The organism is Robiginitalea sp., from assembly GCF_982776155.1.
On record NZ_CEXZKX010000001.1, the window covers coordinates 249,663 to 273,147 of the forward strand.

The 23,485-nt window shown below is 53.2% G+C and carries 23 protein-coding genes; 2 read left to right on the forward strand and 21 right to left on the reverse strand.

The window, feature by feature from the left end:
• The first annotated feature begins 25 nt into the window (after window positions 1–25).
• Window positions 26–1,165 (forward strand): N-acetyl-alpha-D-glucosaminyl L-malate synthase BshA, encoded by a 1,140-nt coding sequence (gene bshA / locus AC3DKS_RS00955; RefSeq protein ID WP_015754621.1) that lies wholly within the window; start codon window positions 26–28, stop codon window positions 1,163–1,165.
• Between the two features lie 6 nt (window positions 1,166–1,171).
• Here the strand turns inward: bshA and AC3DKS_RS00960 are convergent, their stop codons facing one another.
• The 5 genes from AC3DKS_RS00960 to cysQ are packed head-to-tail and all read right to left on the reverse strand — an operon-like array spanning window position 1,172 to window position 5,164.
• Window positions 1,172–2,428, reverse strand: a complete 1,257-nt coding sequence (locus AC3DKS_RS00960) for a sulfate adenylyltransferase subunit 1 (RefSeq protein WP_041327171.1) — start codon at window positions 2,426–2,428, stop codon at window positions 1,172–1,174.
• An 18-nt stretch (window positions 2,429–2,446) separates the two neighbouring features.
• Window positions 2,447–3,352 carry a sulfate adenylyltransferase subunit CysD gene (gene cysD / locus AC3DKS_RS00965; RefSeq protein WP_015754623.1) on the reverse strand — a complete coding sequence of 302 codons (906 nt, stop codon included), beginning with the start codon at window positions 3,350–3,352 and terminating at the stop codon, window positions 2,447–2,449.
• Window positions 3,349–3,945, reverse strand: coding sequence for an adenylyl-sulfate kinase (cysC, locus tag AC3DKS_RS00970; RefSeq protein WP_015754624.1), 597 nt, complete (start codon window positions 3,943–3,945; stop codon window positions 3,349–3,351). The genes cysD and cysC overlap by 4 nt, the downstream gene beginning before the upstream one ends.
• Window positions 3,942–4,364 (reverse strand): DUF2061 domain-containing protein, encoded by a 423-nt coding sequence (locus AC3DKS_RS00975; RefSeq protein WP_015754625.1) that lies wholly within the window; start codon window positions 4,362–4,364, stop codon window positions 3,942–3,944. Before AC3DKS_RS00975 ends, cysC begins: the two co-directional genes overlap by 4 nt.
• Entirely contained in the window at window positions 4,364–5,164 is an 801-nt protein-coding gene (cysQ, locus tag AC3DKS_RS00980) for a 3'(2'),5'-bisphosphate nucleotidase CysQ (RefSeq protein WP_015754626.1), read from the reverse strand. Before cysQ ends, AC3DKS_RS00975 begins: the two co-directional genes overlap by 1 nt.
• A gap of 253 nt (window positions 5,165–5,417) precedes the next feature.
• Here cysQ and AC3DKS_RS00985 point away from each other — a divergent pair, with 253 nt between their 5' ends.
• Entirely contained in the window at window positions 5,418–6,590 is a 1,173-nt protein-coding gene (locus tag AC3DKS_RS00985) for an OmpA family protein (RefSeq protein WP_148214337.1), read from the forward strand.
• A 38-nt stretch (window positions 6,591–6,628) separates the two neighbouring features.
• On the opposite strand, the gene AC3DKS_RS00990 is transcribed toward AC3DKS_RS00985, so the two are convergent.
• The 16 genes from AC3DKS_RS00990 to AC3DKS_RS01065 all read right to left on the reverse strand — a co-directional run bounded on the left by AC3DKS_RS00990 (window position 6,629) and on the right by AC3DKS_RS01065 (window position 23,482).
• On the reverse strand, window positions 6,629–7,804 hold the full coding sequence (locus AC3DKS_RS00990; protein WP_272607163.1) for a GNAT family N-acetyltransferase: 1,176 nt from the start codon (window positions 7,802–7,804) through the stop codon (window positions 6,629–6,631).
• 73 nt (window positions 7,805–7,877) lie between these two features.
• Window positions 7,878–9,131 (reverse strand): GNAT family N-acetyltransferase, encoded by a 1,254-nt coding sequence (locus AC3DKS_RS00995; protein WP_272607164.1) that lies wholly within the window; start codon window positions 9,129–9,131, stop codon window positions 7,878–7,880.
• A gap of 11 nt (window positions 9,132–9,142) precedes the next feature.
• Window positions 9,143–10,216 (reverse strand): GNAT family N-acetyltransferase, encoded by a 1,074-nt coding sequence (locus AC3DKS_RS01000; protein ID WP_272607165.1) that lies wholly within the window; start codon window positions 10,214–10,216, stop codon window positions 9,143–9,145.
• Between the two features lie 75 nt (window positions 10,217–10,291).
• On the reverse strand, window positions 10,292–11,095 hold the full coding sequence (locus AC3DKS_RS01005; protein ID WP_015754631.1) for a hypothetical protein: 804 nt from the start codon (window positions 11,093–11,095) through the stop codon (window positions 10,292–10,294).
• Window positions 11,096–11,116: 21 nt separating this feature from the next.
• Window positions 11,117–12,151: a glycosyltransferase gene (locus AC3DKS_RS01010; RefSeq protein ID WP_272607166.1), complete on the reverse strand. Its 1,035-nt coding sequence runs from the start codon at window positions 12,149–12,151 to the stop codon at window positions 11,117–11,119.
• Between the two features lie 10 nt (window positions 12,152–12,161).
• Window positions 12,162–12,935, reverse strand: coding sequence for an SDR family oxidoreductase (locus tag AC3DKS_RS01015; protein WP_272607167.1), 774 nt, complete (start codon window positions 12,933–12,935; stop codon window positions 12,162–12,164).
• 9 nt (window positions 12,936–12,944) lie between these two features.
• Window positions 12,945–13,706, reverse strand: coding sequence for an SDR family NAD(P)-dependent oxidoreductase (locus tag AC3DKS_RS01020; protein WP_015754634.1), 762 nt, complete (start codon window positions 13,704–13,706; stop codon window positions 12,945–12,947).
• A gap of 15 nt (window positions 13,707–13,721) precedes the next feature.
• Window positions 13,722–14,993, reverse strand: a complete 1,272-nt coding sequence (locus AC3DKS_RS01025; protein WP_272607168.1) for an ATP-grasp domain-containing protein — start codon at window positions 14,991–14,993, stop codon at window positions 13,722–13,724.
• Window positions 14,994–15,005: 12 nt separating this feature from the next.
• On the reverse strand, window positions 15,006–16,238 hold the full coding sequence (locus tag AC3DKS_RS01030; protein ID WP_041327173.1) for a glycosyltransferase family 2 protein: 1,233 nt from the start codon (window positions 16,236–16,238) through the stop codon (window positions 15,006–15,008).
• A gap of 53 nt (window positions 16,239–16,291) precedes the next feature.
• Complete coding sequence (locus AC3DKS_RS01035; RefSeq protein WP_015754637.1) at window positions 16,292–17,038, reverse strand: SDR family NAD(P)-dependent oxidoreductase; 747 nt, start codon at window positions 17,036–17,038, stop codon at window positions 16,292–16,294.
• Between the two features lie 158 nt (window positions 17,039–17,196).
• Window positions 17,197–17,817, reverse strand: a complete 621-nt coding sequence (locus tag AC3DKS_RS01040; RefSeq protein WP_015754638.1) for a sugar transferase — start codon at window positions 17,815–17,817, stop codon at window positions 17,197–17,199.
• Between the two features lie 34 nt (window positions 17,818–17,851).
• The gene (locus AC3DKS_RS01045; protein WP_015754639.1) at window positions 17,852–19,030 is read right to left on the reverse strand and encodes a glycosyltransferase family 4 protein; all 1,179 of its coding nucleotides are present in this window, start codon (window positions 19,028–19,030) and stop codon (window positions 17,852–17,854) included.
• Between the two features lie 84 nt (window positions 19,031–19,114).
• Window positions 19,115–20,209: a glycosyltransferase gene (locus AC3DKS_RS01050; RefSeq protein ID WP_272607169.1), complete on the reverse strand. Its 1,095-nt coding sequence runs from the start codon at window positions 20,207–20,209 to the stop codon at window positions 19,115–19,117.
• Between the two features lie 78 nt (window positions 20,210–20,287).
• Complete coding sequence (locus AC3DKS_RS01055; RefSeq protein WP_015754641.1) at window positions 20,288–21,193, reverse strand: sulfotransferase; 906 nt, start codon at window positions 21,191–21,193, stop codon at window positions 20,288–20,290.
• A gap of 210 nt (window positions 21,194–21,403) precedes the next feature.
• Window positions 21,404–22,303, reverse strand: coding sequence for an ATP-grasp fold amidoligase family protein (locus AC3DKS_RS01060; RefSeq protein ID WP_049764857.1), 900 nt, complete (start codon window positions 22,301–22,303; stop codon window positions 21,404–21,406).
• 36 nt (window positions 22,304–22,339) lie between these two features.
• Window positions 22,340–23,482, reverse strand: a complete 1,143-nt coding sequence (locus tag AC3DKS_RS01065; RefSeq protein ID WP_272607170.1) for an O-antigen ligase family protein — start codon at window positions 23,480–23,482, stop codon at window positions 22,340–22,342.
• Window positions 23,483–23,485 lie beyond the last annotated feature (3 nt).

A 23,485-nucleotide genomic window follows, 5' to 3' on the forward strand; every position in this document is an offset into this window, starting at 1 on the left:
TGATTTTCGGTGTAGCTTTGTTTCTATGAAGATCGCCATTGTATGTTACCCCACCTTTGGGGGAAGCGGCGTTGTAGCCACCGAACTAGGGATTGCACTGGCCCGCAGGGGTCACGAAATCCATTTTGTAACCTACAGCCAGCCGGTTCGCCTGGAGTTGCTCAGCCCCAATATCCATTTCCACGAAGTCCACGTCCCGGAATACCCGCTCTTCCATTACCAGCCCTATGAACTGGCCCTGTCCAGCAAACTGGTGGAAACTATCCGGTCGTTCGGGATTGAACTCCTCCACGTGCATTACGCCATTCCCCATGCCTATGCGGGGTATATGACAAAAAAAATGCTCGAGGACGAGGGGATTTACGTGCCGATGGTCACCACGCTGCACGGCACGGATATCACCCTGCTGGGCAACCATCCGTTCTACAAGCCGGCGGTTCAGTTCAGCATCAACCAGTCCAATGTCGTCACCTCGGTTTCCCAGAGCCTCAAAGAGGACACCCTGGAGATTTTCGATATCCGCAGGGAAATCCACGTGATCCCGAACTTTATCGACAAGACAAAATACAACCGGGCTCCGGAGGATTGCCAGCGGAGCCTGATGGCCAAGGACGACGAATACATCCTCACCCATGTCAGCAACTTCCGGAAAGTCAAGCGCGTACAGGATGTGGTTAGAATTTTCCACAAGGTGCAGCAGCAGGTACCCGCCAAGCTGATCATGGTGGGGGAAGGACCTGAGAAGGAAGGGGCCGAACTGCTGGCCGAGGAACTCGGGATCGAGGAAAAAGTCCTTTTCCTGGGTAACAGCAATGAGGTGGAACACATCCTGTGTTTCTCGGATGTCTTCCTGCTGCCGTCGGAAAAAGAGAGCTTTGGACTCGCTGCCCTGGAGGCGATGATCACCAAAACCGCCGTGATATCAAGCAATGCAGGGGGAATCCCGGAGCTCAACCAACACGGCGTATCCGGTTATCTGAGTGATGTGGGCGACACGGAGGACATGATCCGGAACACGCTGAAGATCCTGAAAGACGACGCCACCCTTCAGGCATTCAAAAAACGAGCCTACGAGCGGGCCTGCATCTTCGATATCCACAATATCCTGCCCATGTACGAGGAAATCTACGATTTGGCGTACAAAAGCCGGCTGAAGCAAGTCTAGACAAGCCTAGACGATCATCCCCGCGGCCACCGTTTCGTTCGTGTTGTCGTCGATCAGGATGATGCTGCCCGTGTAGCGGTTCTCCCGGTAGGGGTCCTGCATGAGCGGTTTGGTGGTGCGAATTTTCACCTTGCAAATATCATTCATCTTCAATTCGCTGTCATCGCCATTCCGGTTCAGCGTTTCGATGTCGATCTTGTAGATGACCTCCTTGATCATGGCCTTCTGCTCATTGGAGGTATGCATGATGGTATACTTGGCACGCGGTTGTGCGGGCTTGTCATTGAGCCAGCACAGCATCACTTCCAGGTCCTGTACGGCCTCGGGCTGGTTGTTGGCGCGGACAATCATGTCGCCCCGGCTGATGTCGATGTCGTCTTCCAGGGTAATGGAAACGGACATAGGGGCAAAGGCCTCCTCGAGTTCCCCGGCCGGTCCGTCGATGCTCCTGATCCGGGAGGTAAACCCAGACGGCAGCACGGCTACCTGGTCGCCTTTGCGGAAGATCCCGCTGGAAATACGGCCCGCATACCCGCGGTAATCCACGAATTCCTTGCTTTGGGGGCGGAGTACGGTCTGCACCGGGAAGCGCGAGTCTACCTTGTTGATATCGCTGCTGATGTGCATGGTCTCCAGGGTGTGGAGCAGGGGAGCCCCCTGGTACCAGTCCATGTTTTCGGAACGGTTCACCACATTGTCGCCCAATAAAGCGCTGATGGGGATAAATCGGATATCCGGGATGAGCATCTTGGAGGAGAATTCCTCGAACTGGCCGGTGATCTTATGATACACCTCTTCGGAGAAATCCACCAGGTCCATCTTGTTGATACACACAATGACGTGGGGGATGTTCAGCAGGGAGGCGATAAACGCATGCCGTTTGGTCTGTTCGATGACCCCGTGGCGGGCATCTACCAGGATAATGGCCGCATTCGCCGTTGAGGCCCCCGTAACCATGTTCCGGGTATACTGGATATGCCCGGGGGTGTCGGCGATAATAAACTTCCGTTTCGGGGTGGTGAAGTAGCGGTAGGCCACATCGATGGTAATCCCCTGCTCGCGTTCGTCCCGCAAGCCATCCGTAAAGAGCGCGAGATCCACGCCTTCGTGCCCCTTCTGCTTGCTGGTGGATTCCACCGCCTCGAGCTGGTCTTCAAAAATGGATTTCGAATCGTAGAGAAGCCGACCGATCAGGGTGCTTTTCCCGTCGTCCACACTGCCGGCTGTAGTAAATCGTAATAGTTGACTGTTATCTAGTTGCATGATTGCTGTTTCGAATTTCTAAAAATACCCTTGCTTCTTCCGGTCCTCCATGGCGGTTTCCGAACGCTTGTCGTCGGCCCGGTTGCCCCGCTCCGTCTGGCGCATAGCGGACACTTCCTGAACGATTTTCTCCAGGCTGTCCGCATCGGATTCGATCCCGCCGGTGATGGTGATATCCCCGAGGGTCCGGAACCGGATCTTTTTGGTTACGATCTCCTCCCGCTCGTCGAGCTTTAAGAATTCGCTATTCGGGATCCAGGAATTGTTGCGCCGAACCACCTCCCGCTCGTGGGCAAAGTACAGGGACGGGATCTCGATTTTCTCGCGGAGGATGTAGTTCCACACATCCATCTCCGTCCAGTTACTGATTGGGAACACCCTGAAGTGCTCGCCCTCAAAGTATTTTCCGTTAAAGAGGTTCCAGAGTTCGGGGCGCTGGTTTTTCGGGTCCCACTGGCCGAAATCGTCCCGGTGGGAGAAAAACCGCTCCTTGGCACGGGCCTTCTCTTCGTCCCGGCGGCCGCCCCCGATGGCGCAATCCACCTTGTTGGATTCGATGGCGTCGAGCAGCGTGGTGATTTGCAGGGCATTCCTCGTGGCGTTTTTGCCTTTTTCCTCGGCTACCCGCCCCTGGTCGATGGACTCCTGTACGGACCCCACAATGAGGCGCACCCCGAGGGACTCAATCAGGTCGTCCCGGAACTTGATGGTTTCCGGAAAATTATGCCCGGTATCCACGTGCATGAGGGCAAAGGGAATCTTGGCCGGATAAAAGGCCTTTTTGGCCAGGTGGGTGACAACGATGGAATCTTTTCCCCCCGAGAAGAGGATGACCGGGTTCTGGAACTGGGCCCAGACTTCCCGAAGCACATAAATAGCCTCCGATTCGAGTTCGTCGAGGTAATTCAGGTAATACTTACTCATTTTTTGAGTCTTAATTGGTTTTTGATAGTGTCGTATATATAAGCCACGGATTCTTCGATCCCGAGCTCGTGGGTAACTTCTACATCCGGGTTTTCCGGGGGTTCGTACGGGGCTGAAATACCGGTCATGTTGGTGATTTCCCCTTTGCGGGCCTTGGCGTAGAGCCCTTTGACATCCCGTTCCTCGCATACCTCAAGGCTCGTGTTCACGAACACCTCCAGGTAATTTTCCGGGCCCACCAGCTCGCGGATAGCCTGACGGTCGGCGGTATAGGGTGCTACAAAGGCAGCCAGCACAATCGTCCCGGAGTCTACAAAGAGTTTGGATAGTTCCCCGATGCGCCGGATGTTCTCCGAGCGGTCCTCCGGGCTGAAACCCAGGTTTTTATTGATGCCGGTCCGGACATTGTCCCCGTCCAGGACATAGGTCTTGTAACCCTCTTCAAAGAGGCGTTGTTCCAGGCCGTTGGCCAGGGTGGATTTCCCGCTTCCGGAAAGCCCGGTAAAGAAAATCAGCAGGGAATTGTGGCCATTGGCCTCCCTGCGCTCCTTCCGGGTAATCTTATAGGTATGCGGGACGATATTCTGACTCATTTGAATTCCTTATTGCTCCGGCGGTTCAGCCCGTAGTTTGTTTTGTACCAGGCCCGCTCGTGCAGGTAATACAGGGCCATCTTAGTGACAACTTCCACCAGGCCGATCTTGACCCCGGTAAGGGCGTTGCCCGAAATCAGCCAGGCCAGCAGCATGGTGTCCAGGGTGCCGATCATCCGCCAGGAAACTGTTTTCAGCAGGTGGCGTTTGCGACTCTCCGGCATGCTGATCCGGAACCAGACGCGTTCGTGCAGGTAGTAGAGGACCATCTTGGTAATCACCTCCGTAAAACCGATCTTCAGGCCCGTAAACGGGTTTCCTGTGATGATCCAGGAGATGATGATGGTATCCACCGTGCCCACAGCACGCCAGGTAACCGTCTTTGCGATATGTCGCTTATAACTGCTGTCTGTGGCCATTATTTGCAAACCAGAAAATGCGGGTTTAAGAGGTTTTCCTTATTGTACTTCAGCGGGGCATCCGTATCCTGGGCGATGACCTTCAGGCCTGCAGCTTCCGCAATGGCGCTGCCGGCAGCCGTATCCCATTCCATGGTGGGGGCGTACCTCGGGTAGACATCCGCCAGCCCTTCCGCCACCAGGCAGAATTTGAGCGAACTGCCCTTGGATACAATTTCGATGTCCCGGTATTTGTCCTTCATCGACGCGATATAGTTTTCGGTTTCGGCATTCATATGCGACCGGCTTCCCACTACCCGCAGCGTATCCGGGTCCTCGGCGGCCGGCTCAATGCGGTCTGCCGGGGCCCCCAGTTTTTCGGGCAACGTGTGGTTTTGGTCGAGCACGGTCTTGAATGATTTCCCCTCCCGGGTGTCCCCGTAGTACAATTCGCGGGTTACCGGTACGTAAATGACCCCAAAGATAGGTTTTCCCTTCTCACAGAGCGCGATATTTACGGTGAACTCCCCGTTTTTCTTGATGAATTCTTTGGTACCGTCCAAAGGATCCACGATCCAGCACTTTTCCCAGCTTTTTCGCTCCTCGTAGTCGGTTTGCTTGTTTTCCTCGCTGATAATCGGGATACCCGTATCCTTCAGATAGGAGTTGATCACCGTGTTGGATGCCTGGTCGGCAGCCGTCAGGGGGGAATCGTCCGATTTGGTGGTCACCTCGATTGTTTCCGAGGCGTTGTAAACTTTGAGGATCGCCTTGCCGGCTTCGATTGCGGCTTCTAAGACTTGGGGGTGTGAATCGATCATATTAACTGGCATTTAGGAAGTTTCGCGACAATTCAAAAAGGATTGCCCGGGGGCAAATGTACAAAATCCGGCAGGCATCTCCATTCACCGAAAAACCCTGCATCAGACCGATACCTTTTTAACTTGTCTGGTTATTGCATTTTCCATAACGCAGGAAACCCGGGAATCTTATCGATTAATTCGGTAATTTAAAGAAAGGTCGCGGCCTTGTGCGAAACCCCTTATAGTTTTGTAGTATCCTGAATCCCATATTATGAAACTACGTACTTGCTTTTTCAGCCTCTTATTTGCAGCCGCATTGCAACCTGCCTGGTCACAGGACAGTATCCCGGAACTTACCGCCCGCGACAGCATGGTCACCAGCTACTGGCTGGCCGGTGTTGGCATCAACATCGTGGATGACTCCGGGGAGGCATTCAACAATTTTACCACCATAGAGAACCAGTGGAACATGGTACCCTATCCGTCACGGGTCAGCTTCGGACGGTATTTTAAAAGCGGTATCGGCCTGGAACTGATCGGCACATATAACCGGTACAAGGCCGGAAATACCATCGACGGGCAGACCATCGCCGAGGATATCCCGTATTGGGCCGTGGATTCCCGAATCAGCTACGACCTGAACCACCTGGTGGGCGAAACGGGTTTTTTCGATCCCTATTTGGGAGCGGGATTGGGCTATACAGATGCCAGCAACGAGGGACGGGCCACGGTGAATGCCGTGGTGGGTTTCCGCTTATGGCTCTCCAAACAATGGGGTGTGGACTTGAACTCAAGCGGCAAATGGCGCCTTGCGGATAACGTGACGAACCACATCCAGCACGCTGCCGGGGTGGTCTACCGTTTTGGCATTGAAGAAGGGTTAACGCGGAAGGGGGCCGAAAAGGCTGCCATGCGGGAAGAATTACTGGCTGCCCTGCAGCGCCGGCAGGATTCCATCCGGCAGGCCGAAGAGGCGGCTGAGCAGGCACGTCTTTTGCAGGAGCAGGAGGAACAAAGGCTGGCAGCCCAGCGGGAAGAAGCGGCGCGGAAAGCGGCGGAGGCCGCCCGTAAGGATGCCCTGAAGAGGGAATTGGATTCCATTGGCGGGTTGCGATTCGCCTTCGACTCTTCCTACCTCGATGCAGAGGCCAAGGCAAAACTGGAGGCCATCGCCGCCTTTATGAAGCGAAACCCGGAGCTGACGTTTAGCATTCAGGCACACGCCGACTCCAGGGGACCTGAAAAATACAACCAGTGGCTGACAGAACGCCGGGCCCAGCGGGTTGCCGATTACCTGACCGGGGAGGGAATCCGCATGGAACGCCTGCAGGTTGAAGGCCTCGGGGAAAGCCAGCTGTTGAACCATTGCTCCGACGGGGTGCGTTGTACGGCTGCAGAACACGCGGTTAACCGGCGCGGGGTCGTTTATATCCTGGCTTATTAACCCGGCCTGACCGGCAAGCTGCCAGGCGCCTGCGGGTGCTACAGGCAGACGAGGATCCGGTTTTTCCCCGAGTCGAAAAGGTATTCCTTTTCCCGGCGGGTTGGAAACACCCGTATGGCTGTTCTGCGTACCCGTTCCCTGTAGGCGAAATTCAGCAAGGCATGCTTCAGGAACGCATAGTCGGGATCGGAAAACGGGTAGACCTGGGGGCGGCCTGCAACCCGATCTTCCTGCCCGGTTATCCGGGTCACCCGATAGGCGGGTAATTCGGGGGGCGGTTTCCTTCGCCAGAGATTCCGGAACCTACGCCAAAGCAGGTTGATTTTCCTGTCCAGCAAAAAAACCACAACCCGCGTTTTCAGGATGTGTTTTACTGCGAAGAACCGGGAGGCCGGGGAATTTTTCTCATAAAACAGGTAATGCCGGAACGCATAGCTCGTATTGCACCAGCGCAATTTATAATCCAGGGCCCCGAAGCCCATGTCGATTTTAGTAACCCCGTTGCGCAGTCCCCATTCCAGCACTTTATAGACCCCGATGATTCCCAGGCCATACTTTGAGTAGTCGATATCATAGGCGGGGATAGCCAGGAAAACGACGGAGTCCAAATGGTAGTTCAGACAGATTTGTATGGGCTTTTCCGCATCGTAGATTACGGATATCGACGCTTTTTTCTCCCGGACCAGTTCCAGGGTGCGGTCCTTGAAATAGGCCCAGTTGGAAAGGGACATATGCTCTTCGTTGCGCTGGTTGAAACGGCGGGTGAGCATCTGCTCCATATCCCGCATCAATTCCAGGTACACCCCATCTTCCAGATGCCCGAAGAACACTTCATGCCGCAATTCCAGGCTGTTCTCAAGACCCCGCAACCGCCTTCTCAGGGAAGTTCGGAAACCGGAGTTCAGATATTTTCCGAGGTATTCCCGGGCCGAATCCACCCCAGTCAGATCCATGGCAAAGCCCCGGACGCGGAATAGCTTCTTACAGGATTGGGCAGGGCGCGGATTCGGGGTATAATCCAGATAGGACGGGCAATGCGTAATGAGCGCCGTTTTGGCAATCCTAGCCTTCCCCGGGACCTCCGGGGCATTTTCTCCCTCGCCCGGGCGGAATTCCCGCCCCCTGTAGCAAACAGACTCAAATGCGTCCGGCAGGCGCCTGCCAACATACAGGTTGTAGTAAAACTCATAAATCCTTTGGGAATCGCCTGCCATACTTTTATTACCTTGAAATCCTTCACAAGAATACCCTAACCATCATCAGAATACCCCCATCTCTCCACACCGATCAGGGAGCCTCCTGAATCTCAACCCGGGCCTGTGCCTTTGGATTTTTTATCAGATAAACTCCGGGCTCCCCGAGTTTAAAAATACGCGTATTGGTGATATTCCCGGGGTTCAGGTAGAGGAATTCAAACAGGGGAGGCCGTAATTTCCGCCATTCCGGGGAACCGGCAACCACTTCCTGCTGGATTTCCGAATCGAGGGGTCTGGCCGGCTCTTTCAGGAGGTAGGGGATGGGCCGCTCCGAGTCGTATCCCCTGGGTTTCCCGAGGCGGTAGGTCAGCTGGTGGAACCGCTCGTTCCAACCCTGCCCGCGCAGCCATTGTTTCACCCGGTAGAATCCCGCAATTCCCGCTGCCAGCAGTTTCCCGCTTACGGAACTCCGACTGTAATAGATCCGGTATTCAAAATAGTACTTTCTGTTTGCCCAGCGATTCTTGTATTCAAAATACCCCTTGGACAGGTCCAGGGATCGGTTGCTTTGCATGCACCAGTTCAGCAGGCCCATGAGCGAAACCGTGCCAAGATGGAACTTTTCATAGGCGACATCAAATGTGGTAATCGCGTCGAAAACGACATTCCCGGAGAAATAGTTCAGGGTAAAAGCCACGGGTTCCTCCCCGGAATAAACGACAAAAAGGCCTGCGGTGCCAGATTGCATCATCTCACGGGCCGATGCTACGTAAAATGCCCACTCCTTTTCATCCAGGTTGTTGTTTACAATCTGTTTGCCGTCGAACCGTTTTTCCAGGAGTTTACGGAATACATCGAAAAGGGCATCCAGACGCTTCCCTGAAATGTCCGCACCGTGCATTTCATAGCGGATATCAAAGACTTCGTGCAGCCTCCTCCGGTACTTTTTCAGTTTATAGCGGCTGTTTTTGCTGATGTGCTTTTGGAGGTACTCCTCTACATCCCGGAACCCTGTCGTCTGCACCAGGAAGCCCGGATACTGGCGCACGCGCCTTACTTTAATCCCCGAAGACCGATCCGGGACCGGCACGTCAAAATATTCCGCCACGTCGTAAACCAGTAGTACCTTATTCCCGATCCCATTCCCGCCGGTGGGGATTTCCCCGTGTGAAACCCCCTTGGTTTGGGTCGCCCCCGCATTGATCAAAAACGGGAGCCGGGGGTGTCTGACGAAGGTCAGTCCTGGAAATTGGGGGAAAACCCGGGGAGTCCGACCTTTGCCGAAGTGTTTGAACCAAAGGCTGATAAATGGTTCCGAAACAAAGGGGTTCTCCTGGATTTTCATAAACGCCTGGCTTAATCCTTTTCCAATAATTTACATCGATAGCAGGGAAAAAACGTTTTGCATATTGCCGGGTCGTCCGGGCAGTTCCGGCCCAGGCGGTTCTCGGTCAATTCGCTGTACACCTCCGGATCGTTGATGTACTTCCATACCCGAAACCACCTGAGGTCCTTGCTGAAGCGGGTTTTAAATTCCAGCAAGCTGTCCTCGCTGCTGCCCAGGCCGCCCCCCAGGTTAAAAAAACGACGGCCTTTTTCGGTTGCCCTGCGGCGCATTTCATCGATTAATGCCTTTACCGGATGCAGCTCCAGATAGTCGGGGTGCGTCCCGGATAAATGGTATTGAACGATTTCATCGCAACTGACAAACATGGCCGCGGAAACAGATTTCCCGGTTTCCGGGTCCTCGGCGATCAATATGTCCGTCTCAAAAGATTCGCTTTGGTACATTCCCTGAAAGTACGCATCCTCAAAGAAATAGAACGACGTGGCATTCAGGCGGTTCATGGATTTCCGGTACAGGTCCATAAATATTTCGAGATCCGCCTCCGTGAGGCCCCTGCGAATCCGATACATACGCCGCGCTTTGTTCAGATACGTACGAAACCTTTTGCTGACGCCCCTCCATTGCTCCTGGGGGCTAGCCGATACATCGATGTTTACCACCTGCCCTTTGGTTTCAATTTCCCCGAACCCGCCGAGTAATTTTACCTGCCGCAGAAAGAATGGGTGCAGGCGGGAGAAGACGGTGACTACCTTGAGTTCTCTCAGGTGGGCTTTGAGTTCCCGGTGAAACCGGGAAATGTCGATATCGTCAAATTTTCCAATCCAAAGCGGCCCGGCATAGCCGTACACCGAGGTAGCATCCCGGTAAGGCGTACCCTGGATTTCCCGTATCAGCAGGGGCATCAAAACGCCGCAACCATTCTCCTGGGCGTAGTGGATCAGAATTACTTCCTGATGGCTGGTTTTGCTGATCTCGTGATACTCGTAGGTAAAATAGAAGTCCTTGCAAGATGCCTTTGACAGCAATGCCTTCCATGCTACGCGATCATTTATGGATTCAATCATCAGCCTTGTAGGTTTCATGCCCGGCCGGGGAATTTGCGTCCCGGCCGGGTAGGGGAGGTTTTCGGCTCCGGGTTCTTTAAGAGTGGGGCTCCTTTATTGCGATATACTGTAAAAATTATATGTTTTCTTAAAGCGGTTCCCGATCAGTCTCGGGCGATATCTCGTGACCTTGGAGATCACGCTCCGGATGTGGTCCAGGGTGAAAAACTTGGTCTGGTTGACCATTTTCACCATGATATTTTTGGACATATAGTGGTTCTCCCCGTTGGCCATGCTGTAGAGGGCTCCTGCAAGAGGCAGGGGCTCCAGGGTTACCCCGTCCGCCAATTCGGTTTTCTCGTGATAGTAGTACAGGTAGGGGTCCTTGATGATCAGTTGCGGGAAGAGGTCTTTGCGGATGATGATGCAGGTGCCGCAGCGGACGTTGAAATTGGACCGGATTTTCCAGGCCAGTTTCTCGCCTTCCCGGTAGAAATACCCCTTCTTGACAAACCAGCCCGGGGCGTTGGTGCCTACGCGCGCATTTACGTATTTGGATATGCCGTGGTGGATCAGGTCGTCCGAGTCCACTACCATGTAATAATCCACGTCAAAGTGCTCATTGGCATACTCATAGGCGCTTACGATTTTCCGGGCCTTATCGGCCTCCTTGCGCTGCCTGTCTTCCTCCCAATCGCCGTTCTCGGTTAACCGGGGCGGTTCAAAATCTACCTGAATATAGCTGATTTGCGGGTGTTCCAATGGGTTTTCAGGCAGTTCGTGGCAGGCCACAATGATCTGGAAATCCCCATCTTTCTGCCCGCTGATGGATTTCAGGCTGCGCATTACGAGTTGGCTGAACAAATGCCAGTCGGACGACAGCTGCTCACTCTTTACCGGTACGAGGAATCCAATCATAATTGAAGGTTTAAGTTTGTTTTATGTGCGCGGGACAAGCCTCATGATGCCTGCTCCTAAAAATAACAGGGTTCGGTTATTAAAAATCGGGACCATGATCCTGCTGTGAAATGCGTTCCCGTTGTCGATTTCCCGGATCTTCCGGTCCATCGGGTAGGCCTTGAATGCACTGAGTTGATCCAGTATTTTTTTCAGGTCCCTTCGGTTGTGCAGGCGATATTTAAATACCCGCAGGCACAGCGCAAATACGATAGACTGCTGTTTGGTTCGCATCTTTTTCACCACGCCCGCATACGCCTTATGGGAATTATCCAGGCCCCGGATGAGTCGGTTCAATTCCCCCACGGCCTTGACCATTCCCTGGATGAATCCGAGGTTGATCTCCGGGTCTTTACTGGTGACAATGGATCCCGGTACGATGACATACCTGTGGGCATCCAGTTCAACGCGGGCCATCCGGTTGGAATGCAGGATGATGCTCGCCGTAAAAATAAGGTCTTCGTAAGCCCGCATGTCTTCCGGGAACCGGATGCCGGATTCCAGAAGGTATGCCCGCTTAATAAAGTACCGCCAGGCCTGGTTCCTGAAATAGTACCTGGAGATAAAAGTCAGCCCGTCCGCAACGGGGGTTACCGATTCTGTCCCATCGGGGGATCCTTCCAGGTCCGCATCGGCCACCAGGTGGTTCTCGATATCCCTGGAATTAAATTCCAGGATATCCAGGTTGTTTTCTTCGCAGATGTCGAGGAGCCTTCCGGCAACGTGGCCCGCCAGCAGGTCATCCGCATCCAGAAAATACACGTAATCCCCTCCGGCGGCCTCCAGGGCGCGGTTCCGGGCGGCGCTCGGCCCGGCATTTTCCTGGCTGATCAACCGGACATTCCCGTGTTCCGCTGCGTACCGGCCGGCAATAGCAGCCGATGCATCCTTTGAACCGTCATCGACCAGGATTACCTCAAAGTCGCCGGGAGCCAGTCCCTGCGCCAAGAGGCTGTCCATACAGCGGTCGATGTATTGCTCCTTGTTGTAGAGCGGTATCAGGATGCTCAGTCTCATTTTGATCGCTTTATCTGGCCAGGTAACCGCCGTCTACGGGTATCACGCACCCGGTAATGTAGTCGCTGGCCGCTGAAGAAAGGAAAACCGTCAGGCCTTTCAAATCCTCGCCATCCCCCCAGCGTTTCATCGGCACGCGAAGCATCACCTCGTCGGTCCGTTTCTTGTCTGCAATCAGCGCAGTGTTCAGCTGCGTATCCATATATCCCGGGGCGATGGCATTCACACAGATTCCCTTGGCCGCCCAGTCGTTGGACAATGCCTTGGTCAACTGCGCCACGCCCCCTTTGGAGGCGGCATAGGCCGGGATGGTAATCCCCCCCAGAAAGCTCATCAGGGAGGCGATGTTTATGATCTTCCCGCCGCCATTCTTAATCATGTCGTTGGCAGCGTACTTGCAGTAGTAGAAAGTGGCGTCCAGGTTAATCGCAATCACCTTGCTCCATTCCTCCTCCGGGAATTCCTCGCTCGGGTATCGCCTTTGGATCCCGGCGGAGTTCACCAGGATATCGATGGTACCCCCCAGCTTTTCCAGGGCCTCCTTATAGGATTCCCGGACCTGAGATATCTCGCTGACATCTGCCCGGATGGGGTCTACCTGCAGGCCATCGGCCCGGAACTTGTCGCACAGTTCAAAGACCCGCTCGTCAAAGTCGATGATGACGGTCTGGGCCCCGGCTTGTGCAAGGGCTTCCACCATTGCCTTGCCGAGATCCCCGGCACCGCCTACAACCAGGGCCTTTTTACCTTCTAAACTGAACCATTCCAATATATTCTTTGCCATATTTTTGATTTATCCCATGAATAACCCCCCATTGACATCCAGTACGGACCCCGTGGTAAAGCCGGCTTCGTCGCTGGCAAAATAGCAGGCCGCAGCCGCTACTTCCTCGGGCGTCCCAAACCTTCCCAGGGGGAATCGCTGTTTTAATTTTCGTTGTGTTTCCTCGCTTCGCGCCGCGGACATATCGGATTCGATGGTTCCGGGAGCTATGCAATTCACCGTAATTTTTTTATCCCCCAGCCTTCTGGCCAGGCCATAGGTGAGGGCGATAACGGCCCCCTTGGAGGCGCTGTACGCCAGCCCGTTTTCAAACCCGCCCATCCGGCCGGCATTCGAGGAGATGTTGATGATCCTCGGGGCGGGGCTCTTCTCCAGGTACGGGATCGCTTTCTGAACCGTGGTGAATGTACCCCGGACGTTTGTCTCCATAATATTGTCCCAATGGTCGGCCGTCATTTCCTCGATGCTGCACATATCCAGCAGCCCCGCACTGTTAACAACGATATCGATACCCCCAAATTGTGTTTGGGTGGCTTCGAGTGCCGCCACCACCGACGCTTCATCGGTTACATCGCATTGGATGCCGATTACCTGTTTGCCGGTGGCGTCCAATTTCTCCGCGGCCGTTTGGGCGCTATTCCCGGAAACGCTCAGGATGGCTACGCGATACCCGAGTTCGTGGAATTTTTCGGCGATCGCAAACCCGATATTCCTGGAACCGCCCGTTACCACGGCAGTTTTCGTATGCGAATGGTTATTCTTTTGATTCATTGTCAAAATCTTGTTTTAGCTGTATTCCTTTTCTTCAAAGGGGTGCAGGTGCGAAATAATCATGTTTTCCCCCCGGGTATCCTCAATCTTCAACCGGTCGTTAAAATCAGTGATTTTGGCATTGATTTCGCCGATGGAATCTGCCTCGATGTATATCCGGGCAAAAACCTGACGTTCGGTACCCAGCCATTCCGGCTGGACCACATCCCCCTGTTGAAAGCGCTGCATGACAAACACGACGCTTTCGTCCTTTTTTATGGTGTCCAACCCCTGGATTGAGGCAATCTCCCCGGCCTTGAGCAGCACCCAATAGGTGCAGGCGCTTTTCCCCTGGAAGCCCGGGTCGTTTTTATCGGGAAAGTCGTCACTGCCGAATTCGCCGGTAAAGGCAAATTCGATCAGCATTTCCCGGTGGTCGAACCCGTTGATGTGCGCCAGGTGGATGTGGGGCGCCTCGCCCTGGAGCCGGAATCCCGGGTCGTAAGCGTAAAATTCGTCGCCCTCCACAAAAAACTGCAGGTTCAGCACGCCGCTTTGGATGCCCAGCGACTGGAAGAAGCGCGACAATTTCGGGTGGATGTTCTTTTCAAAAGTTTGCTGGTGGCGGGAAGGGTAGATAGCGCCGATCCCAACCGGGCTTGCATCGCCCTGCTTTTGGGTTATCCGGTCGTACGTGGCCGAGAGGTAGGGGATGCCGTTGCGGAATGTGTAATACGCCGCCATATCGTCGCAGTCCATATACCTTTCCACCAGGACCACGCCTTTTTTGGAATGCTTCAGGGCCTCCCGCACGGAATCGCGGTAGTCCGCGTCGTCCCGGCAGATCTTCATGCCCACCCCGCCGCCGCTGTCCACCGGCTTGATCATCAGCGGGTAATCCAGCCCCTCAGGCTTTTCGATGGGGGAGGAGGCATGCAGGTAAATCCCGGGGATGTCCTGGATATCGTGCTCCATGCAATAGCGCTTGAAACCGTCCTTGCTGCTGAAGGCCTCAACGGCCTTTTCGGTTGCGTAGCAATGCACGCCCAGTTTCTCGCATATTTCCCGGTAGGGCTTTACCAGGATATCCGCCACCCCCACCAATACGGCGTCCACCTTCCGTTCCCTGGCCAGGGCCACAACTTTATCCACTTCAAACACGTCGATATCGTAACTTTCCGACGCATTTTTCTTTGCCGGGGAGCCGTGTCCCATGTCTACTACAATGGTGTAGTATCCCATGGACAGGGCCGTATTGACCAATACAGCCGTCTCGGGGTTCCCGCCAAGGATCATGATTTTCTTCATTTGCATATCGGTTTAGTTTCCCCGGAATTTAAAGTCTTTGTCAAAACCCAATTCCGCCAGCAGGCCGCTGACTTCCTCTTCATCCGTGTTGATCCGTACGATGCGCTTTTCGTCCACGCCCATCAGGCTCAGCTCGCGCTTGATGGCCCGGTAATTCGACGGATTGATGGTGGCGATGATCAGATGGTCGAAGGCGTCATTCTCAAAGGCGCTGATCGGACTTACGTAGATTTCATCCACGTGCAATTCGTGGTAATCGATATCGATCCAACGGACGATATTGAAAAACCGGTTTCTCTTATTGGTGGTCAGGACGTGTTGCCCGAAGGATCCCGAGCTGTAGACAATTACTTTCGACCCCGGTGTAACGCCAACAAAGGGGTTGAATATCAATTTGTCGTCCCTGTCGTAGATGAGCCCGCCCGAGCGGACGAGTATCTGGGAATACAGGTAATATCGGATTTGTTCGCTGAGGTTTTGCTCGTCGAGCACCGGCTGTAGCTTGGTTTTCAGGTAGTGCATCAGCAAACCGAGCCGGTAATATTCCATCTGCGGGTTTTCGATGGATTTTACGATGGAATCGTGTCGCTGCCGGTAGTAATACAGGGGTATTTTGCTAACGGTCAACCGCTTGCAGATTGCCAGGTAGGAATAGGTGATGGCGGCGTCCTCGCCCATGATGATCTCGTCGGGTACATCAAAGAGGACCTGGCCCAGCAACTCCCGCCTGAAGAGTTTGTTCCACACGTAGGTGGAAATGCCGTGCTCGCAAAATTGCCCGTTGTAGATGGCGTTGGGCAAAATCTCCTCCTGCAGTTCCCGCTGGTTGTAGATCCCGGCGGTTTTGGGTTTGATTGTTTCGATTTTCCCGTTGAATTCCCGGAAATGCCCGGTCACCACCAGGTCGGAATCGTTTGCCTCGGCCAGTTTGTAGAGGATATCCAGGTAATAGTTGTCCACCCAGTCGTCTCCGTCCACAAAGGCGATGTACTTGCCCCGGGCATTCTTAAGGCCTTCCTTCCGCGCACTCACCAGGCCGCCGTTTTCCTTGTGGATCACCCGGACCCGGGGGTCTTTTTCGGCGTAGGCATCGCAAATTTCCGGGCATCCGTCCGGGCTGCCGTCGTCCACCAGGATCAATTCAAAATTCTCGAACGATTGATTTAAAAGACTCTCGACGCACTGAGGCAAATAGGCCTCAATCCTGTAAATGGGTACGATAACGCTTATCTGGGCTGTGTCCAACGAAATCAACTTTAATTTATCCCTCTTATATTATTTTATCTATACTCCCCCGGTTAAATATATTCCCCGCCGGTAATCCGGATCAGCGACCCCGTAGTCATACAGGATTCCTCCGAAATCAGGTACATAACAGCCGGGACCGGGTCCTGCTTGCTGAGCATCCGGCCCATCGGAATAGCGGCTGAGGCCTCCCGTTTCAATTCGCTTTCGCTTTTACCTTCGCTGGCCCGCAATTTCAGTTCCCCTTCCGTATCCGTCCAACCCATCACCACGTAATTAGACCGGATTCCATGCCGGGCGTAATGGTGGGAAATGTGGGTAGACAGCGTGTAGAGCGAACTCTTGGTTAGCGCATAGGCGGTCCGGTCCATTTCCCCGTAATCCATGTGGGCGGACCCAAAGAAGATGATGGAGCCCGAATTTTGTTCCATCATCGATTTCACAACGTGTTTTAACAGGAAATACGGGGCTTTGAGGTTGACGTTAAAAACGCTGTCGAACACTTCCTCATCCGTATCGGTCAGTGAGGCAACCGGGGTAATCCCGGCATAGACCACCAGGGCGTCCACCTTGGTGAACCGACGGAGGGTCTCCCGGTGGAAATTTTCAATTTCCCTGATACTGTTCAGGTCGATGGGGTGGAAGTAGAGCCGGTCTGCCTTCCCGGACGCCTGGATGATTTCCTTCCCCTCCCGGGCATCCCGGCCACAAAAAGATACATTGTACCCTTTCTCGAGGCAAGCACTCAGAATTTCCCTGCCGACGCCTTTGGCGCCGCCGAGTATCATAACAGTTTTCATGGATGTTCCGATTAACCGGTTTCTAGCGGTCCGCTCAAAACTACATATTTATTGCCAGTGCAGGGATTTTCGTCTATATAATGAAACGATAATCCGATTAAGTCGATTTTTCCGACACGCCGGGCTTCCCCGGGTTGCCGGCAACCCGATTCCGGGCCTCAGGCTTCCGTTCCCGGCGGGCTGCCTGTAAATGTTGGCATCGTATTGCTTTCACTGGCGGAAATACCTTCCTGCCGGAAGACTTTTTTTACAGTCAGCAACAGGATTTTCAGGTCGGTGGCCAGGCTGATATGGTTCACATACCATACGTCCAGGGCAAACTTCTGCTCCCAACTGATGGCGTTGCGCCCGTTGACCTGCGCCCACCCGGTGATCCCGGGGCGTACCCGGTGGCGCTTGGCCTGTTCCTCGTTGTACAGGGGGAGGTATTTGACTAGCAGCGGGCGGGGCCCGACGATGGACATATCCCCTTTGATTACGTTGATCAGCTGCAGCAGCTCGTCCAGGGAGGCCTTGCGGATGAATTTGCCGACCCGGGTAATGCGCTGCACGTCGGGCAGCAAATTGCCGTCCGCGTCTTTTTTGTCGTTCATCGTCTTGAATTTGATGATCTTAAAAAGGCGTTCGTCCTTGCCCGGGCGTTGCTGGAAGAAAAATGGCTGCCCCTGGTTGCTGATTGCCAGGATCAGCGTGATGATTACCAGCAGGGGGCTTAATAGCAAAACGGCGATCAGGGCAGTGAGAAAATCCAGGAAATGCTTAATTCGTCGGTAGGTCATGGCCGTTCAATTTACGAATAGATACATGCGGAACCTAGGCGGTTTTATGACTTTGTTCCAGGCGACGGTACTCTTCGAGGATCAGCTTCCAAACGGACTCCTGTTCGTACCGGCCCGCGATCATGGGACGCGCCTTTTGCGCGAGACTGGCCAGCAGATCGGGCTCGAGGATAAAGCGCTCCATGGCATCCCTGAGGGGTTCCAGCTGCTGGGGCGGGATGATCAGGCCGTTTACCTCGTGCTCAATGATTTCGTTGCATCCGTTGATGTCGGTGACAATTGCGGGCAAGCCCATGGACCCGGCCTCCATCGGGACATTCGGGAATCCCTCCCGGTAGGTCGGGAATACCAGGGCATCTGATATAGCCAGGTACGGACGCACGTCCTTTTTCGGGCCAACATACATGATTTGCGGGTGCGTATCTATGGCCTGGTGCGTCTCGGGCTTTAGCGGGTCCAATTCGGATTCGTAATGGCCGATCATCAGGAGCCTGATGTCCGGGTGTGTTTTGCAGAGCCCGGTAAATGCGGCCACCAGTTCATTGATGCCCTTATCCCGGACCAACCTACCGATAAAGATAAATATCAGGTGCGATGGTTTAAACCCGATTTCCCGATAGATCTCGTTTCGGGTTTCGGGGCTTATGCGATCCTGGGAGAAAGCCTCGGTATCCACTCCGTTGGAGCTTCCCTTGCCCAATACGGACATTTTCCGGTCCGGTGCAAGCCGCAACTCCAGGGCGAGGGACTTCAGGTTGTGCGAATTTGGGTATACGTGTGTGGCGAGCCGATAAGTGAGCCGCTCAATCCAGATCAGCAGGGCGCGTTTCAACCCGGTTTCCACCACCAGCGGGAGTCCGGCGATGTCGTGCATCCGGAAGGGCACGCGGGCCAGATAGGCCGCGAGCATGCCCACGAGCCCGGCTTTGGGCGTATGGGTATGCACAAACAGCGGTTTTTCCTTTCGCAGGATGCGGTATAGCTTGTAGACGGCCCGAATATCCGTCGCCGGGGTGATCTTCCGCGTCAATTGCAGGGTATAGCCGCGTACCCCCTGGGTTTCGGCAGCTTTTTCCAGGGCACCCTCCGGGTGGGAGGACGCCACCGCCACCACATCGTAGTCCCCGGACATATAGCCCAGCTGGCCGCGCAGCAGAAAGGCTATGGATGCGGGGATGGTGGCAACTCGGAACAGTTTTGGTTTATCCGGCATGAATGGTTTTCAATTTAGCGGGGGAGCGCCCCCTTAGAGTGTCAAACGGTTCCTGGCCGGATTTCATATATCGGTTTCGCAATTTCAATTCCCCAGGACTTGCCGGTAGAGATCTAAATATCTGTCTACCATTGTATTGATGTCGTATTTCTCGGCCCGCTGCTGACAGCGTTTTTTCACCGCATCGTAGTGTTGCGGGTCTTCGTCCAACTTGCGGATCTCGGCGGCCAGGGCGTCCGGGTCATTGTCAGGCACCAGGATCCCCGCGCCCCCAACCACCTCAGAAAGCCCCGGGGCGTCCGTCGCCACAAATGGCTTGCCGCTGGCCAGCGCCTCGACGCTCGAGAGGGAAAGGCCTTCGTAATGGGAGGAAAGCACCACGATATCCGCCGTTTTCAACAACCGGGGGACATCGGGACGGATCCCGAGGAAATGTACCCGGTCCGAGAGGCCCAGGGAGTCGGCGAGTTCTTTGTTGAAATCGATGAGTTCCCCCATTCCGGCAAAAACCACATGGAATTCCGGGTCCAGGTGCACCAGGGCGCGGATCAGGGTTTCCTGGTTTTTTTGCGGGCGAAAGGCGGAGACCTGCAGGAGCATCTTTGCGTTCTCCGGCAATCCGATTTCCGTTTTTTTGAGCGGTTCGGCACTGCGAATCGCATCCAGGTCGATGCCGTTGTAGATGGTCACCACCTTGTTGCGGCGTGTGTTGATATGGGCATCGAGCCGCTCGCGTACCGTGTCGGATATGGCGATATGGCAGTCGTAACGGGGGTAGATGCGGTTGTCGACCCACCGATAGAGGGCATTCCCCATACGCCGGTTGTTCGTGTTGTGCTCCGTATAGATGAGTTTGGACCCGCGAAAGGCGTATTTAGCCAGCGCAGCCCAGTAAAAGGAGGGGAACAGGTGGACGTGGATGATGTCGTATTTCGTTCCTTTCAGGCATCTGGCCAGTTTTAAAACACAAACCGGGCTGTAGATATTTTGTTTCTCCCCCAGGCTCAGGATTTCGATACCCTCCGTAGCCCGCAACTCCCGGAGCAGGGGGGCGTCGTAGGAGGACAACAGGCAGACATCCACCTGGTGGCCGCGTTCCAGGTAGCGTTTCGAGGTTTCAACCAGCAGAATCTCCGCACCGGCGGTGGACATTCCGTTGATGAGTTGCAGGATCCTCATTTCATTGTGTGGTTTCCCATGGGGAGTTTTGGGCAATCATGGAACAGTTGATTCCGCAAAGGTGCCAGAACCCGGAACTCAGGCCGGGTAAATCTGGCGAATGGTTTCCAGGTCCTTGGTCGGGAAGTAATCCTCGTCCTTCTTATTGCGGTTGAATATTTTGTTGCGTTTCATGTAATCAAAACAGGCATCGTCATACGACAGGTTCGTGTGGTCCAGGATCTGTTTGATGACCTGCTCCGGGTTCTTGACAAAATCGATGTACTGTACATCCAGCACGTCTACATTCAGCTTGCTGACCTCCTCATCCGTTACATCGCTCACTTTCTTGATCTGGAAGGCGGTCAGCGCAATGGGGTCGTCTTTGTGCTTTTCCGCCCATTCTAGCTCCTCCTGTGTATATGGGCCGGTCCACCAAAGGCGTTTCTCGCCCCGATCCGGCCAGAAATCGATCTTCATCAGGGAGCTGACGGTAGGGATCGCCTTCCGGTGAATCCGGACATATTGCGCATCGGGAAAGATGCTGTTCAGGTATTCCAGGCGCGAGGGTCCGGTAATCTTAAAAGCCAGCCTTTTCTTCCCCTGGTTCCGGACAATTTTGCTGAAGAACTTCCGGATTTTCCGGACGTATTCGGGCTGCTCCCGTTTATCGTGCAAAAAGTCCCGGTCAAAATCGATACCCGGGCCCACAATCGCTTTCCACATGGTATAATTTTCCCCTGTGCGAAAGACGAAGCGGTTAAAGGGGTTTACTTTGTTCAATTGTTTCTTCTGGCCAAAAATCCTCCAGTATTTGTTGTCGAATACCCTTCTCAGGTAATTTACGGTCGTACTCCTTGGGAAGGCATTCTGATATTGGGAAGGATAGCCAATATCTTTATGCCGCATGACAATTTCAGAGATAATCGTGGTCCCGGACCGCGGATTCCCGATAAATATAATGGGCCTTTCGAGTTCCTTAAAGTTTTCGATATGACTTGCCATAGTTGCGTTGTAATCTTTTCGAGGGGAATCCACCTTTAAAATGCCCCCAGCAAACGATTTGGGTTTTTGTAATTAAATCGCCACAAAGATAGGCCTTCCCTTCTCACAGCACCCAATATTTACGGTGAACGCCCGATTTTATTGATGAACATTTTTAACCCATATGGTTTGGCCGGGGGTGGATTTTCTCAACATACATGGGCGAACGGATCACTTTTGGTGCTGCAGATCCAGTTTTTCGCCCAGCTTATAATCCCATTCCTTAGGTAGAATGGGTCGGTAGCCTCCATCGTGATGGAACGTAATTTCCCCAAAATATATTCGATTGCCCACCTCGTACCAATCAATTCGAGCATAAAGAAATGGTTCGGCCAGCTGTCGGGAGAGCTCCAGGATTTTGTCCAGAGATCGGGGTTTGTCTACCGGGACATTTTTCGGGTCCGTTAACCGGCCATTTTTTAAAACGGAGCTCCAGCGCATGGGTAATAAATCCCAGGATGGAGAATACCAGTTTCTGAAGTGGCCGTCCGTGCCCCGTCCTTCATCCATTTGAATCATTTCCGGTTTCCCATGAAATACATGGACCTTGATATCTGCGGGTATCTTGCCTTCATCGTCAAGGAGCAGTTGCTCCACAATGATCCGGGGCTTGATGTTTTTATACTGCCATTCACGAGAATTCGTATAGTAATTCCGATGCATCCGCTTAGCCATTTTAGCCTGTATTTCCTGCCAGTCAACCCCTTCTTTTTCCCTCAGGAATACACCGCCGGAACTGTCGTGATTTGTTTTGATGATACAAGGGAACTTATCGATGTTGCGCTCGTTGATATCCGCTGCGTCCTCGGTTGAAAAATAGAGCGGTACGAGGTAATTTTCGCCTATTTTGCCTTTGACATAATCCCTGACCGCATATTTGTCCGAGCATTGCGAATGTAGTGGCGTCCTATCGTGAAGTTTTAACCAATTGATTTTCTCATTCAGGGTCCTGGGATGCTGCAGGTTCAGTTCATACCCCATTTTCTTCCTGAATTTTCTTTTTATATATGCCGTGTCACTGACAAATGTCCGCACATAAAAGTGATAAATACGCCTTAGGATATTCAACATGGGAGTTCAGATTTAATAATGGGCATAATCAAAGAATCAGGTCGATGCAGTGGCCTTCGGTGGGGGTTGTAATTCCTGTTTTTTTAAGTCTCTGATTCGGGCATAGACGAACATGGATATAAATACCATAAAGAAGGATTCAAAGTATCCATGACTGGCGAGCATTGCAAGTGCAATAACAATAATTACATAGAGATACTCCGGGTTTGTATCGAAATATTTGAGGCAGCCGAGGACCAAATAGAAATATAAACCCATTAAAAATAAAAAGGGCAATATGCCGGATTCACCCCAGACCATCAAATACGTATTATGGATGCCGGAGCCGCCGTACTGCTTACCGCGCAATTTGTTGTACCCGTTGCCAAAAATAGGTGCTTCCCATACTTTAGGCGTGTACTTGGCCCAGGTATCCATCCGGGTATCTTTGGTAATTGTTTCCGTCTGGACATTATTGGAGAAAAGACTTTCCAGTGCCGAAAACCTCTCGGTGTTCAATTCCAGGAAGGTGGAAACGGTTAAAATCAGGATGACCATCGCGCCACCCACAGCAAACCCAAGGAGATTCTTTCTGCTGCGGACAGAGGCAATCAGATTGATTATGACCCAGATTACGATAAATGTCCTGGAAAGGGTAAGCAAGCCGGCCAAACTGAAAATCAGCATGCCTGTCCAACGAAGGCGTTTTGACGAGGATGCCAGGCTTAAACTGTAACCCACCAGGGCCACGGTGCCTGCATAGTTCGGATTCAGATAAAAGCCACTGGCACGTCCTGTAACCGTGCTGAATTCCGTATAGGCATCCGGAAAAACAACCCCGTGAATTATAATGCTCAAGCCGCCCACAATAAGAACTACCAGTAAATCCCGGTTATTGGTTCGTTGCACCACTTCGTTTCCGCATGCGACCACTATCATAAAACGCAGGAAACTTTTGATGAATTCCGTTTCGTCCTCTGAGGAAAAATTAAAGGTGCTGAAAGTAAAAAACAGAATTCCGAGCACTATAAACGGGATAAATAACCGGTGTTTTGGTTGCGCAAAGAAGAAGTAAACCAATAACAATCCCGATGTCAGGTAACTGGACAATGAACCAAGACTTGGACCAATGTTAAAAAGGAAGAAACCCGGAAGTTGCAGGAGTAGTAGTGCAAGTATGGCCCATCGAACGTAATTCATACG

Bases quoted from the DNA above. Each gene is read 5' to 3' on its own strand.
- AC3DKS_RS01045 (WP_015754639.1), bottom strand. From the start codon at position 19,030: ATGCCGGATAAACCAAAACTGTTCCGAGTTGCCACCATCCCCGCATCC.
- AC3DKS_RS00960 (WP_041327171.1), bottom strand. From the start codon at position 2,428: ATGCAACTAGATAACAGTCAACTATTACGATTTACTACAGCCGGCAGT.
- cysQ (WP_015754626.1), bottom strand. From the start codon at position 5,164: ATGATCGATTCACACCCCCAAGTCTTAGAAGCCGCAATCGAAGCCGGC.
- AC3DKS_RS00990 (WP_272607163.1), bottom strand. From the start codon at position 7,804: ATGGCAGGCGATTCCCAAAGGATTTATGAGTTTTACTACAACCTGTAT.
- AC3DKS_RS00995 (WP_272607164.1), bottom strand. From the start codon at position 9,131: ATGAAAATCCAGGAGAACCCCTTTGTTTCGGAACCATTTATCAGCCTT.
- AC3DKS_RS01000 (WP_272607165.1), bottom strand. From the start codon at position 10,216: ATGAAACCTACAAGGCTGATGATTGAATCCATAAATGATCGCGTAGCA.
- AC3DKS_RS00985 (WP_148214337.1), top strand. From the start codon at position 5,418: ATGAAACTACGTACTTGCTTTTTCAGCCTCTTATTTGCAGCCGCATTG.
- AC3DKS_RS01015 (WP_272607167.1), bottom strand. From the start codon at position 12,935: ATGGCAAAGAATATATTGGAATGGTTCAGTTTAGAAGGTAAAAAGGCC.
- AC3DKS_RS01025 (WP_272607168.1), bottom strand. From the start codon at position 14,993: ATGAAGAAAATCATGATCCTTGGCGGGAACCCCGAGACGGCTGTATTG.
- AC3DKS_RS01020 (WP_015754634.1), bottom strand. From the start codon at position 13,706: ATGAATCAAAAGAATAACCATTCGCATACGAAAACTGCCGTGGTAACG.
- AC3DKS_RS01005 (WP_015754631.1), bottom strand. From the start codon at position 11,095: ATGATTGGATTCCTCGTACCGGTAAAGAGTGAGCAGCTGTCGTCCGAC.
- AC3DKS_RS01060 (WP_049764857.1), bottom strand. From the start codon at position 22,303: ATGTTGAATATCCTAAGGCGTATTTATCACTTTTATGTGCGGACATTT.
- AC3DKS_RS01035 (WP_015754637.1), bottom strand. From the start codon at position 17,038: ATGAAAACTGTTATGATACTCGGCGGCGCCAAAGGCGTCGGCAGGGAA.
- AC3DKS_RS01055 (WP_015754641.1), bottom strand. From the start codon at position 21,193: ATGGCAAGTCATATCGAAAACTTTAAGGAACTCGAAAGGCCCATTATA.
- cysD (WP_015754623.1), bottom strand. From the start codon at position 3,352: ATGAGTAAGTATTACCTGAATTACCTCGACGAACTCGAATCGGAGGCT.
- bshA (WP_015754621.1), top strand. From the start codon at position 26: ATGAAGATCGCCATTGTATGTTACCCCACCTTTGGGGGAAGCGGCGTT.
- cysC (WP_015754624.1), bottom strand. From the start codon at position 3,945: ATGAGTCAGAATATCGTCCCGCATACCTATAAGATTACCCGGAAGGAG.
- AC3DKS_RS01065 (WP_272607170.1), bottom strand. From the start codon at position 23,482: ATGAATTACGTTCGATGGGCCATACTTGCACTACTACTCCTGCAACTT.
- AC3DKS_RS01050 (WP_272607169.1), bottom strand. From the start codon at position 20,209: ATGAGGATCCTGCAACTCATCAACGGAATGTCCACCGCCGGTGCGGAG.
- AC3DKS_RS01010 (WP_272607166.1), bottom strand. From the start codon at position 12,151: ATGAGACTGAGCATCCTGATACCGCTCTACAACAAGGAGCAATACATC.
- AC3DKS_RS01040 (WP_015754638.1), bottom strand. From the start codon at position 17,817: ATGACCTACCGACGAATTAAGCATTTCCTGGATTTTCTCACTGCCCTG.
- AC3DKS_RS00975 (WP_015754625.1), bottom strand. From the start codon at position 4,364: ATGGCCACAGACAGCAGTTATAAGCGACATATCGCAAAGACGGTTACC.